Origin of the sequence: Aromatoleum tolulyticum (assembly GCF_900156155.1) — a bacterium.
Taxonomy (GTDB): Bacteria; Pseudomonadota; Gammaproteobacteria; order Burkholderiales; family Rhodocyclaceae; genus Aromatoleum; species Aromatoleum tolulyticum.
The window spans coordinates 115,576-131,037 of sequence record NZ_FTMD01000008.1; the positions used below are offsets into that span (position 1 = coordinate 115,576).

Genomic DNA, 15,462 nt, shown 5'->3' on the forward strand with positions numbered 1-15,462 from the left:
CCCAGCTGCAAGCCAAGGGTTTTCAGCGACGAGCTGAATCGAGCGAGACATATCCACATGAAGAGGGAGTAGGCATGAGCGCATCCAAGATCAAGGTTCCCGCAGGCGGCCAGAAAATCGTTCCGGGGCAGGCAATTCCCGACCAACCGATCATCCCCTTCATCGAAGGCGACGGCATCGGTGTCGACATCACGCCGGTGATGATCAAGGTCATCGACGCGGCGGTCGCGAAAGCATACGGCGGCAAGAAGAAGATCCACTGGATGGAGGTCTACGCGGGCGAGAAGTCGACCCAGCTGTACGGCCCGGACGAGTGGATGCCGAAGGAGACCTTCGACGCGCTGAAGGAATTCTCGGTCTCGATCAAGGGGCCGATGACGACCCCGGTCGGCGGCGGCATCCGTTCGCTGAACGTGGCGCTGCGCCAGGAGCTGGATCTGTACCAGTGTGTGCGTCCGGTACGCTACTTCAAGGGCGTGCCCTCGCCGCTGAAGAATCCGGAACTGACCGACATGGTCATCTACCGCGAGAACACCGAAGACATTTACGCCGGCATCGAGTGGGCGTCGGGCTCGGAGCAGGTGAAGAAGGTGATCGCCTTCCTGCAGAACGAGATGGGCGTGAAGAAGATCCGCTTCCCCGAGACCTCGGGCATCGGCATCAAGCCGGTGTCGGTGGAAGGCACGACCCGCCTGGTGCGTGCGGCGATCAAGTACGCGATCGACAACGACCGCAAGTCGGTGACAATCGTGCACAAGGGCAACATCATGAAGTTCACGGAAGGCCTGTTCCGTGACACCGCTTACAAGCTCGCGCAGGAAGAGTTCGGTGCCCAGCCCATCGACGGCGGCCCGTGGTGCAAGTTCAAGAACCCGAAGAGCGGTCGCGAGATCGTCGTCAAGGACGCGATCGCCGACGCCTTCCTGCAGCAGATCCTGCTGCGTCCGGCCGAATACGACGTGATCGCGACCACCAACCTGAACGGCGATTACATCTCGGACGCACTGGCCGCGCAGGTCGGCGGCATCGGCATTGCGCCGGGGGCGAACATCTCCGACCAGTACGCGTGCTTCGAGGCGACCCACGGGACGGCGCCGAAGTATGCCGGGCTGGACAAGGTCAACCCCGGCTCGCTGATCCTGTCGGCCGAGATGATGCTGCGCCACCTCGGCTGGAAGGAAGCCGCGGACCTCGTCATCAAGGGCATGGAAGCGGCGATCGGCGACAAGGTCGTGACCTACGACTTCGCGCGCCTGATGGAGGGGGCTCAGGAAGTGTCATGCTCGGCCTTTGGCGATGCGATGATCGCGCGCATGTAAGACGCACGTGCAGGCGCCCCGCGCGGGGCGCTCCGACGAAAAACCCGCCGTCTCGTCGATTCGGCGGGTTTTTTGTCGCCGGTTGCCCGGAGTTCAGCGCTTTTCGCCGATCTGGTACTTGCGGTCGAGGTAGTTCATCGCCAGCACGTAGATCCCGATCAGGATGACGAAGGTGATCTGCGAACCCTGGGCGAAGATGTAGAAGCCCAGCGGGAAGCTCATGAACGAGAAGCGGTTGAGCGCGTCGGCGTAGTAGCCGGCGACGAAGCTCACGAGAAACCACACCGACAGCAGCGAGAAGGTCAGCAGCAGATTGCTGCGCCAGTACGCCCGATGCTGTTCGGTGAGTTTCATCGTGTTCCCTCGCCGGTCTTACTGGCCGCTGCCGTGGCCTGTCCAGGACTTGACGAGACGCTGCTGCACGTCCTGCGGAGCGGGCTCGTAGCCGGCTGCGGTGATCGAGAACTCGCTCTCGCCGGCGCAGATGGCCTTCAGCCGCGCCTCGAAGCCTTCCATCTCGGCCAGCGGCAGTACGGCGGTGAGCAGCGTGACGCCGCTCGCCGGGCTCTCGGTGGTCGTGAGGTGCCCGCGCCGGCCCGCGAACTCCGCACTGACTTCGCCGAAGTTGCCGTCGGCGACCTTCACCGTGACGCTGACGAGCGGTTCCAGCACCACGGGACGTGCGCCGAGCAGCGCCTCGAGCGTCGCGTGCCGGCCGGCCGTGACGAAGGACACCTCGTTCGAGTCGACGGCGTGCGCCTTGCCGTCGACCAGCACGACCCTGACGTCCTGCACCGGGAAACCGGCGAGCGCCCCTTCGGCCAGCGCCTGGCGCACGCCCTTTTCGACCGCGGGCAGGAAGTTGGTCGGGATCGCGCCGCCCTTGACCTCGTTGCCGAGTTCGATGCCCGCGCCGCGCGGCAGCGATTCGACGCGCAGGGCCACTTCGCCGAACTGGCCGGCGCCGCCGCTCTGCTTCTTGTGCCGGTAGCGCGCCTCGGCCGTGCCGTTGATCGTCTCGCGATAGGGCACGGAGGGCGTCGCGGTGTCGAACTGCAGGTTCCAGCGCGTGCGCAGCTGCTCGAGGATGATCTTCAGGTGCAGCTCGCCGAGGCCGCGCACGACGGTCTGGCGGGCCTGATGGTCGAAGCCCACTTCGAGGCAGGGGTCCTCGTCGAACAGGCGTGCGAGCGCTTCGGCGAGTTTCTGTTCGTCGCCGTGTTTCTGCGGGATCAGCGCGAGGCCGAACACCGGCTGCGGGTAGCTGGCGGGCGCGAGGTGGTAGTTGTCCTCGTCGTGCGAGTCGTGCAGCACCGCGTCGGGGTGGATGTCGTCTACGCGCGCGACCGCGCAGATGTCGCCGGGCACGCCCAGCGGCGTCTCGGTCTGGTTCTTGCCCTGCAGCCGCAGCAGGTGCGAGACCTTGAAGGGCTTGCGGCTGTCGCCGATGTAGAGCTGGGTGTTGGGGCTGATACGCCCCTGATGGATACGGAACAGGCCCAGTTTGCCGCGGTAGGGATCGTTGGCAACCTGGAATACGTGCGCGATGACGTGGCGTTCGGGATCGGCGGCGACCTCGACTTCCAGAGCGGCGGCGCCTTCGCCCTTGAGGAAGCGGGGCGGGTTGCCTTCGGTCGGGTCGGGCATGAGGCGGCCGAGGATGTCGAGCAGTTCCTTCACGCCGGCGCCGGTGCGCGCGGAGACGAAGCACACCGGGATCAGGTGGCCTTCGCGCAGGGCCTGCTCGAAGGGGGCATGGAGCTGCTCGGGATCGAGCGATTCGCCCTGTTCGAGATAGCTCGCCATCAGGGCCTCGTCGAGTTCGACGACCTGGTCGACGATGCTGTCGTGTGCGGCGGAGACCGAGGAGAACGCAGGTTCGCGGTTGGCGTCGGGGTCGAAGAAGCAGTCGATCACCGAATCGCCGCTCGCGGACGGCAGGTTGATCGGCAGGCACTCGCGTCCGAAGGTCGCGCACAGCTCGTCCAGCAGCGCGGCGAGCGATGCCGGGGTGGCGGCGTCGATCTTCGATACGACGACGAGGCGGCATTTGTCGCGCGCGGCTTCCATCATGCGGCGGGTCCCGCTCTCGATGCCGGCCGGGGCGCTCACCAGCACCGCAGCGGTCTCGACCGCCGGCAGCGCGGTCAGGGCGCGGCCGGCGAGGTCGGGCAGGCCCGGGGTGTCGAGGAGATTGACCCAGTGCCCGGCCCATTCGAGGTGCGCGAGCGAGGTCGACAGCGAATGCCCCATCGCCTTTTCCTGCGGATCGAAATCGCTGACGGTATCGCCACGCTCGATCGTGCCGGCGGCGCCGATGGTGCCCGAGGCGACGAGCAGGGCTTCGAGCAGGGTGGTCTTGCCGCAGCCGGCGTGACCGAGCAGGGCGAGGTTGCGAATGTCGTGAACCGAAGCAGGTGTCATGGACTTGTCCTCATGTGGCCTTTGTCTCGCAGTTTCCCCCTGTCGCCGCGGCTGTGCAACGGTTTCGCGCCCATGCTCATGCGCTGCGCAGCCCGAGCAGGCGCGTGGCGGCGATCGCCAGCAGCGGCAGCACGAGGCCCAGCACCAGGACCGTCACGAGGAGCTGGCCGAGTTCGGAGTAGTCCGCCGGCACCGTCACCGCAGCGCTCGCTGCGTCGCGCACTTCGCGGGTCACCGTGTAAATGCCGTTGAGGTATTTGGTGCCGAGCTGGGAGGCCGACAGGGCGAGGTTCGTGAACGAGGCCATGACCGCGAAGAAGGTCGCCTTGAGGTGGGACGGGGCGGAGTTCGCGATCCATGCAAGCATCGGCACCATCGACACCTGTCCGAGCGGCGATTCCAGCGCGGTGTTGGCGATGGCGATGAAGCGCGCGTCCACGAGGCCGCCCGTCGCGGCGGCGGTCCACTCGTGCAGGCCGTGGAACATGCCGATGATGGGCAGCGACAGCAGCGTGCTGGCAAGGGTGAGGAAGATGACGATGTGGGCGATCGATTTTTCGGCCATGAAGCGGCGGAAGAGGAAGAGGCCCGCGAGCGTGAGAGTGCTGGTGATGAGATCGAGCCGCGACAGGAAGCTCTGGTCGAAGCCCAGTTCGTCGATCATCCACCAGCCGGCGCCGGCGCCGGGACCGGGCATGGCGCGGAAGACGAAGATCACGATGACGGTGCCGAGCAGGGTGCGGCGGGCGTCGTCGGACAGTTCGCGCACCAGGCGGTAGATCATCACGCCGATGATCGCGAACGAGGCGCCGAAGATCAGTTCCTGGCCGTAGCCGAGGCCGGACAGTCCGACCGCGAGGGTGAGCGCGACGAAGGCGGCGCTGCCGCCGAGGATCCACCAGTTCGGCGCGGTGGTCTGCTCGGGTGCGTGGACGAGGCGGTCGATTTCCGCCGCGCCATGGCCGAGGCGGGCGAGGCGACGGGCTTCGCGGCGCTTCAGGATGCCCGCGAGCAGCACGCCACTGATCGACATCAGCGGGATGACCAGCGCGAGCTCGTAGATGCGTACGTAGATCGCGACCTTTTCGGCTTCCGGCAGCGTTTCGCTGCCCTGGAACATTACGACATTGGCCAGCGCCACGATCACCGTGCCGCCGATGATCGCGACGCGGCCGAGCATCTGCATCGTGGTGTGCATCAGGCGCACGGTCTCGTCCGGGAAGGGACGGCCGTCTTCGCCGATGCGCGGCACGGCTTCGACCGTCATCGCGTCGGCGACGGCGTCCTGCATCACGTAGCCGATCGGCGCCAGCAGCGTCGACAGGACGAACCAGGCCTCCGCCGACATCACCTCGCGCATGGCGGCGGGGTTGCCGATCAGGCCGATCATGACGAGCAGGCTGGCGGCGATGAGCGAGGCGCCGAGATAGACCAGCCCGGCCTTGTGCCGCCACAGCAGGTCCACGAGATGGCCGATGGGCATCTTGAGCGCCCACGGGATGCCCGCCCAGAATCCCAGTGCGGCGAGGAAGGAGGCCGACAGGCCGAGGTAGTCCTTGACGAAGAACGTACCGACGATGCCGGTGAGGCCGGAAACCCCGGCCGCCACGTAGACCATCAGCGGCGGCAGATAGGACAGGCGCATTTCGCGGCCGAGTTCGAGGATGTTGCGGTTGAACCAGCGAAGCAGGGCGGTAATCAAGATCGGGTTCCGTCGGAGCGTGGTCGGGGGAGGGGGATTGCGGCCGGCATCAGCGCAGCAGCGCCTCCAGCCACGGCAGGATCAGGGGCAGCATCACGGCGGTGAGCAGGCCGTTGAGACCCATCGCCAGCGCGGCGAAGGCGCCGGCCTGTTCGCTGACCTGGAATGCGCGTGCGGTGCCGATGCCGTGCGATGCGATGCCGATCGCGAAGCCGCGTACCGCGTGGTCCTCGATGCGCAGCAGGCGGTAGACGTAACGGGCACCGACGGCGCCGAGGATGCCGGTGCTCATCACCAGCACCGCGGTCAGCGAGGGCAGGCCGCCGAGGCGTTCGGCGACGCCCATCGCGATCGGCATCGTCACGCTCTTGGGGGCCATCGACATCACCGACTCGCGGCTGGCGCCGAGCAGCGCGGCGATGCCGACGGCCGACAGGGCTGCGGTCAGCGAACCGGCGACGAGCGTGACGAGGAGCGGGAGCAGCATTCCCTTCAGGCGTTCCCATTGCGCATAGAGCGGGATCGCCAGCGCGACTGTCGCGGGGCCGAGCAGGAAGTGTACGAACTGTGCGCCGTCGAAGTAGGTCTGGTAGGGCGTGTCGGTGAGCGTCAGCACGAGCACGAGGACGGTCACTGCGACCATCACCGGATTGAGCAGCGGGTGGTGGTTCGCCCGGCGGTAGAGCCACAACGCGCCCTGATAGGCGAGCAGCGTGAGGGTCAGACCGAGCAGCGGCGTGGTCGAGAGGTAGACCCAGATTTCGCCGAGCGCGGGGTTCATGGCTGGTCCTCGCCGTGCGGGGTATGTCGGGAAAGCGCGTGGAGGAGCAGCGCCGATACCGCGATCGACAGCAGGGTGCTCGCGATCAGCGCCACCGTCAGCGGCAGCCATTCGTCGGCGAGGCGCTGGAAGTGGAGCATGACGCCGGTGCCGGCGGGGATGAACAGCAGCGAAAGATGCTGCAGGATGCCCGTTGCCGCGCCGCGCAGTTCCGCGCCCGGGCCCTTGCGCAGCACCAGGGCGGCAAACATCAGTCCCATGCCGATGACCGGGCCGGGGATGGGGAGGTCGAGCCCGCGGGCGAGAGCCTCGCCGACGAGTTGGAACACAAGCAGTACGGTAAGTGCGCCGATCATCGGATTGGGAGCTTCATGTCGTGCGGGGTGGCCCTCATTCTAGTGTCAGCGGCGATCGCGGCGTAAGGGTCAGCGCGCCGATGTGTGTCCGCAGGCGCATCCCGTGCCGCTGCCTGAGCCCTGGCTCGTCGCAGAAGAGACGATTGCCCGTTAAGGGAAATGTTGCGTTGCCGCGGGCGGAATTTCTGGTTCAATGACGAATGCGGCGCTTCGCGATGCATCGCGAACGGGAGAGCGCCGCACTGCGGGCATGGGGCGTAGCCTTCAGGGGAAATGATCGCCGTGCTGCAATGCAGCGGACAGGGCGACGGATCATTGCAGTTCGGGACTCGAAAGGGGTGGAGATGGGGTTGAGGAACGCTGCGGCGGCCCTGGTGGCCGCCCTCGCCTGGCCGGCCCTGGCCGCGGAGTCGATCGGCCCGTTGGCTCGGGTGGTCGAGGATCCTTATTTCGACGAACTGCCGGTCGTCCTGTCGGTGTCGCGCCTCGCGCAACCCTTGCACGACGCGCCGGGTTCGGTCACCGTGATCGATGCCGACACGATACGCACCTCGGGTGCGCGCGATTTCGCGGATCTCCTGCGCCTGGTGCCGGGTTTTCTCGTTGCGCACTCGGTGAACGGTGCGCCCAATGCGGTCTACCACGGCATGACCGACGAGAATCCGCGCGGGTTGCAGATCCTGATCGACGGGCGCTCGCAATACAGTCCGCTGTTCTTCGGCGGTGTCGCGTGGAACCTGATCGATGTGGCGCTCGACGAGATCGAGCGCATCGAGGTGATCCGCGGCTCGAATTCGGCCGCCTACGGCTCGAATGCGTTTCTCGGCGTCGTGAATGTCGTCACGCGCTCCGCCGCCGAGACCCTTGGCGTCCGCGTGCGTGCGGGCCAGGGCAACGACGGGATTGCGGACCGCTACGCGCGGGTCGGGATGCGCATCGGCGACGGATCGGTCCGCGTCTCCGCGGAGACCCTGGGCGACAACGGCATCAAGCACTTCGACGACAGGCGCGAGCATCGGCGCATCAATCTGCGTGCCGACATGCCCTTGAGTGCGGCCGACGAGTTGCAGGTGGAGGCGGGGGCCGTCGACCTGCGTCTGCGCATGGGCGAGGCGGGCGAGACGCTTAATCCGGCGCGCGGGATCGAAGCGGAGAAGACCTTCGGATCGCTGGCGTGGCAGCATGCCACCAGCGACGGCGGCGCGATCTCCTTGCGCTTCACGCATACGGCCGAGCGTTATCGCGACGACTACACCGTGTCCGACCCCGATCTCGACAAACTCCTCGGTTCGGTCGGATTGCCGACCCCCTTCCGGCTCGAGATCGATCAACGCATCGACACGGTCCGCGACGAACTCGAATTCCAGCATACCCTGATCCCGAGCGCGAACACGCGTTTCGTCTGGGGGGCGGGCGCGCGCTACGATGCGGTCGAGGGCCGGCAATTCTACGGCCGCGACGGTGACGCGGTACGACAAGCGGTGCACCGGCTGTTCGGCAACTTCGAATGGCGGCCGTCGGAGGCGTGGACGACCAATCTGGGCATGACCTGGGAGAACGATTCGCTTTCGAACACGTCGCTGGCGCCGCGGCTGGCGGTGAACCATCACCTGTCACCGGGGCAGACGCTCCGCGCCGGAGTCTCGCGCGCTCACCGTATTCCATCGCTGACCGAGGCGAAGTCGCGCGAGCACTATGGCGCGCTCGACACGACGCCGTTCGGGCTTCCGCTCGGTGTGATCCCGCTGGAAATACAGCGCGATGCAAGCGGACGTCTCGACAAGGAGGTCATCGACGTCACGGAAATCGGCTATCTCGGCGATTTTCGCGAGCAGGGCGTGTTTGTGGACGTCCGCCTGTTCGAGGAGAAGGTCAAGGATCGCATCATGCCCGTTTCCCTGACGCTTTCCCCGCCCGATTGCGAGGTGCGCGGGCTCAGCCGCTTGCGCCGGCGTCCGCCGGAATGCGGTAACTACCTCGATTACATGAATGCGCAGGACCTCGATATTCGCGGGGCCGAGTATCAGCTGCGCTGGTCTCCCCTGGATGGCACGGAGTTCACGCTCAACCAGTCGTTCATCGTCATCGACTCCGAGGCCAATGCGGAGTTTGCGGCACTCGGGCGGAAGGATGCGGCGAAGGCGGAGCGCCACATGGAGAATTCTGCGCCGCGGCGCGCGACGATGCTGCGCTGGGTACAGCAACTTCCGGGCGGAGCGGAATTCTCCGTCGCGCATTACCGCTACGGGCGCTTCCAGTGGACGCCCAACACGGCGGTCAAGGCATTTAACCGGACAGACCTGCGGGTGGCGTATCCGTTCCGGATCGGCCCGACGCGCGGCGAGGTCGCATTGACGGGGCAGGGGGTGGACGGTCGTCGGGCGGAGTTCAAGGAGCGTGACGCAGACGGGAACGGGCACGTGCAGCCGCAGTTCATCAATCCCCGCGTCTGGGCCGGCATCGCGCTGGAATTCTGAGCGGCGAACCGAGCCGCGCCGCGCTCAGGCCAGCAGTGCGTGACCGGCCGTGCGTGCCAGGATGCCGACGCCGGCGCCGAGCGCGGCCGGTTTCCATACCCCGGCGACGCGTCTGCCGGCCGAGATGAGTACCGCCACGCCCGGAACGTCCAGCGGGTGGATCAGGAAACCCGCGCTGCGGTTGAGCATCCCGATGCTGGCAGTCCCTTCGCGCAGCATTTCGTCCATCACGCCCATCATCGCTGTGCCGCCGCCGATGTACTTGGTCAGGGTCGGCAGGATCAGCGCGGGATCGATCGACACCGCGGTCATCGCCGGGGCAAGGAGGCGCGTGAGCAGGTCCACGGCGCCGCTCGTGCGCAGGGCCAGCACCGCGACGAGCGCGAGCACGAGCATGGGGATCGCCCCGACGGCGATCTTGAAGGCTTCCGCCCCGGCGCGGTTGATGACGTCGAGCACGCCCTTGGCGTCTTCGGCGACGCGGTGGTGCAGGGTCTCGTCGAGCTGCCCTTCGACGGCCGACAGCCCGCGGGCGAAGCCGTGATAGGTGACGGCGGCGGCGACGAGGCCGCCGACGACGGACAGCGCCAGGGTCAGCCCGAAGTCGAGCCCCATCGCGATCATCGGAAAGACCGCGTTGGCCTGTGCCATCGCCATCACCATCGCCAGCGTCGCGGCGAGGTGTCGGTCGGAGGCGCCGCGGCTCTCCATCATCGTCAGCGTTGCGACCGGAGCGGCGAAGCTGACGAAATTGATCTGCAGCGCGGCGAAGACGCCCAGTCCCGTGAGTCCGGCGGGACGCAGTACAGGGGCGAGCGCATGCACGATGCGGTCGAGCACGCCCTTCGCTTCGAGCAGGCGCATCAGCGACAGCATCACGACCATCACCGGCAGGAGCACGAACAGGGCGAGTTCCACCGCGGAGCGCCCGGCGCGCAGGATGATGTCGGTGATGATGTCCATGCAGATGACGTGGAGTGTGCGAAGCGGCGCATGATACCCGAGCAGGTGGATGGGGTGCGGGTATTGCCCTTGTGCGGCGCCGGGGCCTATCGTTCGAGTTCAAACAATTTGAAGTGACAAGGAGACGGACATGGCGATGGTGGAGACGGCGCGCGGCACGGTGTACGAATGGCAGCGGGACCACATGGGGCACATCAACGTGCGCGCCTACCTGGAGTTGTTCGATGCGGCCTGCTGGCAGTTCTACGGGATGCTCGGGCTGAGTCCGTCGCGGCTGCGCAGCGGGGAAGTCAAGCTGGCCGCGGTGCAGCAGAACGTCAGCTACATGAAGGAGCTGTATCCGGGCGATACCGTCTTCGTGCGAACGGGTGTGGTGGAGATGCGCGAAAAGGTCGTCCGTTTTCGCCACGAGCTGCTGAGCGCTGAAGACGGCGAGCTGTCGGCGGTGTGCGAATTCACCGCCGTGTGCCTGAACCCGGAAACGCGCCGTTCGCGGCCGTTTCCCGCCGACGTCGCGCTGCGTGCGGAAGGGCTGATGCTGCCGGCCGAAAACTGACACGGGGCGGCAGGAAAGAAACGGCACCGCATGTGCGGTGCCGTCCGTGAGCTGGCCGGGCCGGACGCGAGGTCCGGCCCGGGAGGCAACTCAGCCCTGCGCCTTCTTCACCTGACGCCACTTGTGCAGCAGCGGTTCGGTGTAGCCGCTGGGCTGCGCGCAGCCCTTGAAGATCAGGTCCTTGGCGGCCTGGAAGGCGACCGACTTGTCGAAGTCCGCAGCCATCGGCTGGTACAGCGGGTCGCCGGCGTTCTGCTGGTCGACAACGGCCGCCATGCGCTTGAGCGTTTCCATGACCTGCGCCTCGTTGGTGACGCCGTGGCGCAGCCAGTTGGCGATGTGCTGGCTGGAGATGCGCAGCGTCGCGCGGTCTTCCATCAGGCCGATGTTGTTGATGTCCGGCACTTTGGAGCAGCCCACGCCCTGGTCGACCCAGCGCACGACGTAGCCGAGGATGCCCTGGGCGTTGTTGTCGAGTTCCTGCTGGATCTCGGTGGCGCTCCAGTTCGCGGTGGCCGCGACCGGCACGGTCAACAGGTTGTTGAGGAGGGTTTCGCGCTCGGCGGCGAGGCTGATCTTCTCCATCTCCTGCTGCACGGACTGGACGTCGACCTGGTGGTAGTGCAGCGCGTGCAGCGTCGCACCGGTCGGCGACGGCACCCATGCGGTCGTGGCGCCGGCCTTCGGATGGCCGATCTTCTGCTTCAGCATCTCGGCCATCAGGTCCGGCATCGCCCACATGCCCTTGCCGATCTGCGCCTTGCCGCGCAGGCCGCAGTCGAGGCCCACCAGCACGTTCTGGCGCTCGTAGGCCTGGATCCACGCGGAGCTCTTCATGTCGCCCTTGCGGATCATCGGGCCCGCTTCCATCGCGGTGTGCATTTCGTCGCCGGTGCGGTCGAGGAAGCCGGTGTTGATGAAGGCGACGCGCGACTCGGCGGACTTGATGCAGGCGGCGAGGTTCACCGAGGTGCGGCGCTCCTCGTCCATGATGCCGACCTTCATCGTGCTGGCGGGCAGGCCCAGCATCTGTTCGACGCGCCCGAACAGCTCGTTGGTGAAGGCGACTTCGGCCGGGCCGTGCATCTTCGGCTTCACGATGTACATGCTGCCGGTGCGCGAGTTGTTCTTCAGCTTCAGGTCGCGCAGCGAGATCAGCGCCGTGACGACGCCGTCCATGATGCCTTCGGGGATCTCCGCGCCGTCGGCAAGCAGGATGGCCGGGTTGGTCATCAGGTGGCCGACGTTGCGGATGAAGAGCAGCGAGCGGCCATGCAGGCGCAGCGTGCCGCCGTTGGGTGCGGTGTATTCGCGGTCGGCGTTCATCCGGCGCTCGACCGTCTTGCCGCCCTTTTCGAAGCTTTCAACCAGGGTGCCGGTGATGAGTCCCAGCCAGTTGCGGTAGGCGAGGACCTTGTCCTCGGCGTCGACCGCGGCGACCGAGTCCTCGCAGTCCATGATGGTCGAGATCGCGGCTTCGACCAGCACGTCCTTGATGCCGGCGGCGTCGGTCTTGCCGATCGGGTGGTTGCGGTCGAACTGGATCTCGAGGTGCAGGCCGTTGTTCTTCACCAGCACGGCCTTCGGCGCGGCGGCGTCGCCCTGGAAGCCGGCGAACTTCGAGGCGTCGGCGAGGCCGGTCTTGGTGCCGTCCTGCAGCGTGACGACGAGCTTGCCGCCTTCGACGGCGTAGCTGGCGGCCTTGGTGTGGTCGCCCTGGGCGAGCGGGGCGGCCTGGTTCAGCACGTCGCGCGCGAAGGCGATGACGCGCGCGCCGCGCACCGGGTTGTAGGACGAGCCGGCTTCGGCGCCGCCGTCCGAGGGGATTGCGTCGGTGCCGTAGAGGGCGTCGTACAGGCTGCCCCAACGCGCGTTCGCGGCGTTGAGCGCGTAACGGGCGTTCATGATCGGCACGACGAGCTGCGGGCCGCATTGCTCGCGGATCTCGATATCGACGTTGGCGGTCGTGACCTTGAACGGCGCGGGCACCGGCTGCAGGTAGCCGATCTTCTCGAGGAAGGCGCGGTAGGCCGGCATGTCCTGGATCGGACCGGGGTGGGCGCGGTGCCAGTTGTCGAGCTCGGTCTGCAGGCGGTCGCGTTCGGCGAGCAGCGCGCGGTTCTTCGGTGCGAGTTCGTTGGCGAGCTCGCTGAAGCCTTTCCAGAATGCGCCGGCGTCAACGCCGGTGCCGGGCAGGGCTTCGGTTTCGATGAAGCGGTGCAGTTCGGCGTCGACCTGCAGCTGATGGCATTGGATTCTCGTGCTCATGGTTCCTCGCTCTTCAGATGAGATAGGTTTTGTAGAAATAGTAGATGGTGAGGACGCTGCCCACCCCGATGATGAAACGCCTCAACCACGCGGGCGGCACCTTGCGGGCACCGACCGCCCCCCAGTAACCGCCTATGGCGGCAGTGATGATCATGACCAGCGTGTGCGGCCAGCTCACGGCACCGGCGGCGACGAAGGTGACCACCGCGACGCTGTAGATGATGGCCGACAGCCAGTTCTTCAGCGCGTTGATGTCGTGGATGTCGCGATGGCCCTGGATCGCCAGTGCGGCGATCATCACGATGCCCATGCCGGCGCCGAAGAAACCGCCGTAGATCGACACGCCGAGCTGGAACAGCAGGCCGCCGACGGTGCCGTGCGAGGGGTTCTCGTCGCTGCGCTGGCGGAGCCGGGCGAGCAGCGCCGAGATCCGGCCGCTGCCGGCGAACATCACGGTCGCGACGAGCAGCAGCCACGGGATCAGCTGCGAGAAAGTGTCGTCCTCGGTGGACAGCAGCAGCAGCCCGCCGGCGATGCCGCCCACGAGCGCGACGAGCGACAGGGTGGCCAGACCCTTGCGGAAGCGCGCGAGTTCTCGGCGGTAGGCCCAGGCGCTCGACAGGCTGGCGGGCCACAGCGCGACCGCATTGCTGGCGTTCGCGACCACGGGCGGCACGCCGACCGCGAGCAGGGCGGGGAAGGAGAAGAACGTGCCGCCGCCGGCGACCGAATTCATCGCCCCCGCCATTGCGGCGGCCAATCCGATAGTGAGGATTTCGCCGGGACTCATCGGCCGGCGGCCGGCGCGCAACGCGCCTGCACGAATTCGACGATGTCGGTCAGGCGCTGGCCGACCGCGGTGGGCGTCACGCCGAGCTCTTCCATCGGCAGCTGGGCGCGGTTGATCCAGAAGGTGGTGTAGCCGAACCAGGTCGCGCCGGCGGCGTCCCAGCCGTTCGACGACACGAAGAGGATTTCCTTCGCCGGCACGCCGAAGGCGTCGGGGCCGAGCTGGTAGGCGGCGTCGGCGGTCTTGTACTGGCGCACGGCGTCGACCGACAGCACGTGGTCGAACAGCCCGCTCATGCCGGCGCTCTTGATCGCGACGTCGAGCATCTGCGGCGTGCCGTTCGACAGCACGGCCATCGGCAGGCCGAGGGCGCGCAACGCCTTCAGCGCGCCGAGGTTCTCCGGAAAGGGCGACAGGCAGGCATACTGGTTCATCAGCTGGCGGCGCTGCGCGTCGTTCAGCGCCAGGCCGAGCTTCTTCGCCGAATATACGAGGCCGTCCTCGGTGATTTCGAGAAAGGGCCTGTAGCGTCCGGACAGGGTGCGCAGGAAGGAGTATTCGATCTGCTTCAGGCGCCACAGCGCGGTCAGCGCCTCGCCCTTGCCCGGGAACAGCTGTTCCGCGAGCGCGCCCACGGAATACACGTCGAACAGCGTGCCGTAGGCGTCGAAGGCGACTGCGCGGATGCGCTCGGAGGGTTTCATGCGGGGTTCCTGGTGTTGTCGTTCGCGCCTTGCGTGGCCGGCATCGCTGCCGGCCACGGTGGCGTCTGTCGTCGGGGCAGCGTCTCCTCCGCCCTTCGTTGAGGATGAAGTGTATTGAACTCTTGTATAAGACTGAATACTCTGTCCGGTCAATTGATCTTTTACTAAAAGTACAAAATGGATGCGTTCAAGCAGGTTGAAACCTTCGTCAGTGTCGCGGCCAAGGGCAGTCTTTCGGCGGCGGCGCGGGCGGAGGGCGTCACCCCCGCGGTGATCGGTCGCCGGCTCGACGCGCTGGAACAGCGCCTGGGCGTCAAGCTCGTGACGCGCACGACGCGCAGCATCTCGCTGACCTTCGAGGGCGCGGCCTTTCTCGAGGATTGCCAGCGCATCCTCAACGACCTCGCCAATGCCGAGGCCTCGGTGAGCCTGGGGGGGGTGAAGGCGAGCGGCCATATCCGCGTGTCCGCGCCGGCCGGTTTCGGGCGGCTGCACGTCGCGCCGCTGCTGCGCGAGTTCCTGGAGATGAACGCGGACGTGTCATGCACGCTGGACCTCACCGACCGCGTCGTGGACCTGGTGAATGAAAGCATCGACTGCGCGATCCGCATCGGAGAGCTGCCGGACTCCAGCCTCGTGTCGATCCGGCTCGCGGAGAACCGACGCGTGGTGGTCGCCAGCCCGGACTATCTGGCGCGTCACGGCTCGCCGGCGGCGCCGCAGGATCTTGCCGCGCACAATTGCCTCTCGCTCGGCCAGCAGCGCGGTTGGCTGTTCTGCGGCGAGAAGGGCGAGACGATCGCGGTGAAGGTGAGCGGGCGGCTCGAATGCAACGACGGTGCGGTGCTGCACCAGTGCGCGCTGGCTGGCGACGGGCTCGCGTGGCGTTCGTTGTGGGAGGTCGATGCCGACCTGCGGGCGGGGCGCCTGGTGACGGTGCTCGACGAGTTCGCGGCGCCGACGATGGGGATCTACGCGGTGTTCCCGCAGCGCAAGCGCCTTGCGCTACGGGTGCGCCTGTTCATCGACCATCTGAAGAACCATTACGGCCGTCCGGACTACTGGGTGTCCTCACCTCCGTCGATCACCGCTCCGTCGATCACCGGACGCACGGCCTGACCG

The 15,462-nt window shown here is 66.9% G+C and carries 13 protein-coding genes; 4 read left to right on the top strand and 9 right to left on the bottom strand.

Translation table 11 applies throughout. The features are described from left to right. The first annotated feature begins 74 nt into the window (after positions 1-74). Positions 75-1,319 carry an NADP-dependent isocitrate dehydrogenase gene (icd, locus tag BW991_RS13360; RefSeq protein ID WP_076602606.1) on the top strand — a complete coding sequence of 415 codons (1,245 nt, stop codon included), beginning with the start codon at positions 75-77 and terminating at the stop codon, positions 1,317-1,319. Between the two features lie 93 nt (positions 1,320-1,412). Here icd and BW991_RS13365 read toward each other — a convergent pair whose 3' ends face one another. The 5 genes from BW991_RS13365 to BW991_RS13385 form a co-directional block, all read right to left on the bottom strand. Then, positions 1,413-1,673, bottom strand: coding sequence for a DUF4212 domain-containing protein (locus BW991_RS13365; protein ID WP_076602607.1), 261 nt, complete (start codon positions 1,671-1,673; stop codon positions 1,413-1,415). An 18-nt stretch (positions 1,674-1,691) separates the two neighbouring features. Then, positions 1,692-3,743 (bottom strand): elongation factor G, encoded by a 2,052-nt coding sequence (fusA, locus tag BW991_RS13370; protein ID WP_076602608.1) that lies wholly within the window; start codon positions 3,741-3,743, stop codon positions 1,692-1,694. A gap of 76 nt (positions 3,744-3,819) precedes the next feature. Beyond that, positions 3,820-5,445 (bottom strand): MFS transporter, encoded by a 1,626-nt coding sequence (locus BW991_RS13375; RefSeq protein ID WP_076602609.1) that lies wholly within the window; start codon positions 5,443-5,445, stop codon positions 3,820-3,822. Between the two features lie 49 nt (positions 5,446-5,494). After that, positions 5,495-6,226, bottom strand: coding sequence for an LrgB family protein (locus BW991_RS13380; protein WP_076602610.1), 732 nt, complete (start codon positions 6,224-6,226; stop codon positions 5,495-5,497). Further along, a complete protein-coding gene (locus BW991_RS13385; protein ID WP_076602611.1) occupies positions 6,223-6,582 on the bottom strand; it encodes a CidA/LrgA family protein in 360 nt (119 codons plus the stop codon). Before BW991_RS13385 ends, BW991_RS13380 begins: the two co-directional genes overlap by 4 nt. Before the next feature lie 344 nt (positions 6,583-6,926). Here BW991_RS13385 and BW991_RS13390 point away from each other — a divergent pair, with 344 nt between their 5' ends. Then, positions 6,927-9,059 carry a TonB-dependent receptor plug domain-containing protein gene (locus BW991_RS13390; RefSeq protein ID WP_076602612.1) on the top strand — a complete coding sequence of 711 codons (2,133 nt, stop codon included), beginning with the start codon at positions 6,927-6,929 and terminating at the stop codon, positions 9,057-9,059. A gap of 24 nt (positions 9,060-9,083) precedes the next feature. Here BW991_RS13390 and BW991_RS13395 read toward each other — a convergent pair whose 3' ends face one another. Further along, the gene (locus BW991_RS13395) at positions 9,084-10,022 is read right to left on the bottom strand and encodes a nucleoside recognition domain-containing protein (RefSeq protein ID WP_076602613.1); all 939 of its coding nucleotides are present in this window, start codon (positions 10,020-10,022) and stop codon (positions 9,084-9,086) included. Positions 10,023-10,152: 130 nt separating this feature from the next. On the opposite strand from BW991_RS13395, the gene BW991_RS13400 reads away from it, so the two are divergent. Then, the gene (locus BW991_RS13400) at positions 10,153-10,578 is read left to right on the top strand and encodes an acyl-CoA thioesterase (RefSeq protein ID WP_076602614.1); all 426 of its coding nucleotides are present in this window, start codon (positions 10,153-10,155) and stop codon (positions 10,576-10,578) included. A 90-nt stretch (positions 10,579-10,668) separates the two neighbouring features. Here the strand turns inward: BW991_RS13400 and BW991_RS13405 are convergent, their stop codons facing one another. The 3 genes from BW991_RS13405 to BW991_RS13415 are packed head-to-tail and all read right to left on the bottom strand — an operon-like array spanning position 10,669 to position 14,340. After that, positions 10,669-12,846: a malate synthase G gene (locus tag BW991_RS13405; protein WP_076602615.1), complete on the bottom strand. Its 2,178-nt coding sequence runs from the start codon at positions 12,844-12,846 to the stop codon at positions 10,669-10,671. Between the two features lie 13 nt (positions 12,847-12,859). Continuing rightward, the gene (locus BW991_RS13410; protein ID WP_076602736.1) at positions 12,860-13,636 is read right to left on the bottom strand and encodes a sulfite exporter TauE/SafE family protein; all 777 of its coding nucleotides are present in this window, start codon (positions 13,634-13,636) and stop codon (positions 12,860-12,862) included. Further along, complete coding sequence (locus BW991_RS13415) at positions 13,633-14,340, bottom strand: haloacid dehalogenase type II (protein WP_076602616.1); 708 nt, start codon at positions 14,338-14,340, stop codon at positions 13,633-13,635. Before BW991_RS13415 ends, BW991_RS13410 begins: the two co-directional genes overlap by 4 nt. Before the next feature lie 177 nt (positions 14,341-14,517). Here BW991_RS13415 and BW991_RS13420 point away from each other — a divergent pair, with 177 nt between their 5' ends. Continuing rightward, positions 14,518-15,459, top strand: coding sequence for a LysR family transcriptional regulator (locus BW991_RS13420; RefSeq protein ID WP_076602617.1), 942 nt, complete (start codon positions 14,518-14,520; stop codon positions 15,457-15,459). Positions 15,460-15,462: the final 3 nt, after the last annotated feature.

Bases quoted from the DNA above. Each gene is read 5' to 3' on its own strand.
- BW991_RS13365 (WP_076602607.1), bottom strand. From the start codon at position 1,673: ATGAAACTCACCGAACAGCATCGGGCGTACTGGCGCAGCAATCTGCTG.
- BW991_RS13400 (WP_076602614.1), top strand. From the start codon at position 10,153: ATGGCGATGGTGGAGACGGCGCGCGGCACGGTGTACGAATGGCAGCGG.
- BW991_RS13415 (WP_076602616.1), bottom strand. From the start codon at position 14,340: ATGAAACCCTCCGAGCGCATCCGCGCAGTCGCCTTCGACGCCTACGGC.
- BW991_RS13410 (WP_076602736.1), bottom strand. From the start codon at position 13,636: ATGAGTCCCGGCGAAATCCTCACTATCGGATTGGCCGCCGCAATGGCG.
- fusA (WP_076602608.1), bottom strand. From the start codon at position 3,743: ATGACACCTGCTTCGGTTCACGACATTCGCAACCTCGCCCTGCTCGGT.
- BW991_RS13385 (WP_076602611.1), bottom strand. From the start codon at position 6,582: ATGATCGGCGCACTTACCGTACTGCTTGTGTTCCAACTCGTCGGCGAG.
- icd (WP_076602606.1), top strand. From the start codon at position 75: ATGAGCGCATCCAAGATCAAGGTTCCCGCAGGCGGCCAGAAAATCGTT.
- BW991_RS13395 (WP_076602613.1), bottom strand. From the start codon at position 10,022: ATGGACATCATCACCGACATCATCCTGCGCGCCGGGCGCTCCGCGGTG.
- BW991_RS13390 (WP_076602612.1), top strand. From the start codon at position 6,927: ATGGGGTTGAGGAACGCTGCGGCGGCCCTGGTGGCCGCCCTCGCCTGG.
- BW991_RS13405 (WP_076602615.1), bottom strand. From the start codon at position 12,846: ATGAGCACGAGAATCCAATGCCATCAGCTGCAGGTCGACGCCGAACTG.
- BW991_RS13380 (WP_076602610.1), bottom strand. From the start codon at position 6,226: ATGAACCCCGCGCTCGGCGAAATCTGGGTCTACCTCTCGACCACGCCG.
- BW991_RS13420 (WP_076602617.1), top strand. From the start codon at position 14,518: ATGGATGCGTTCAAGCAGGTTGAAACCTTCGTCAGTGTCGCGGCCAAG.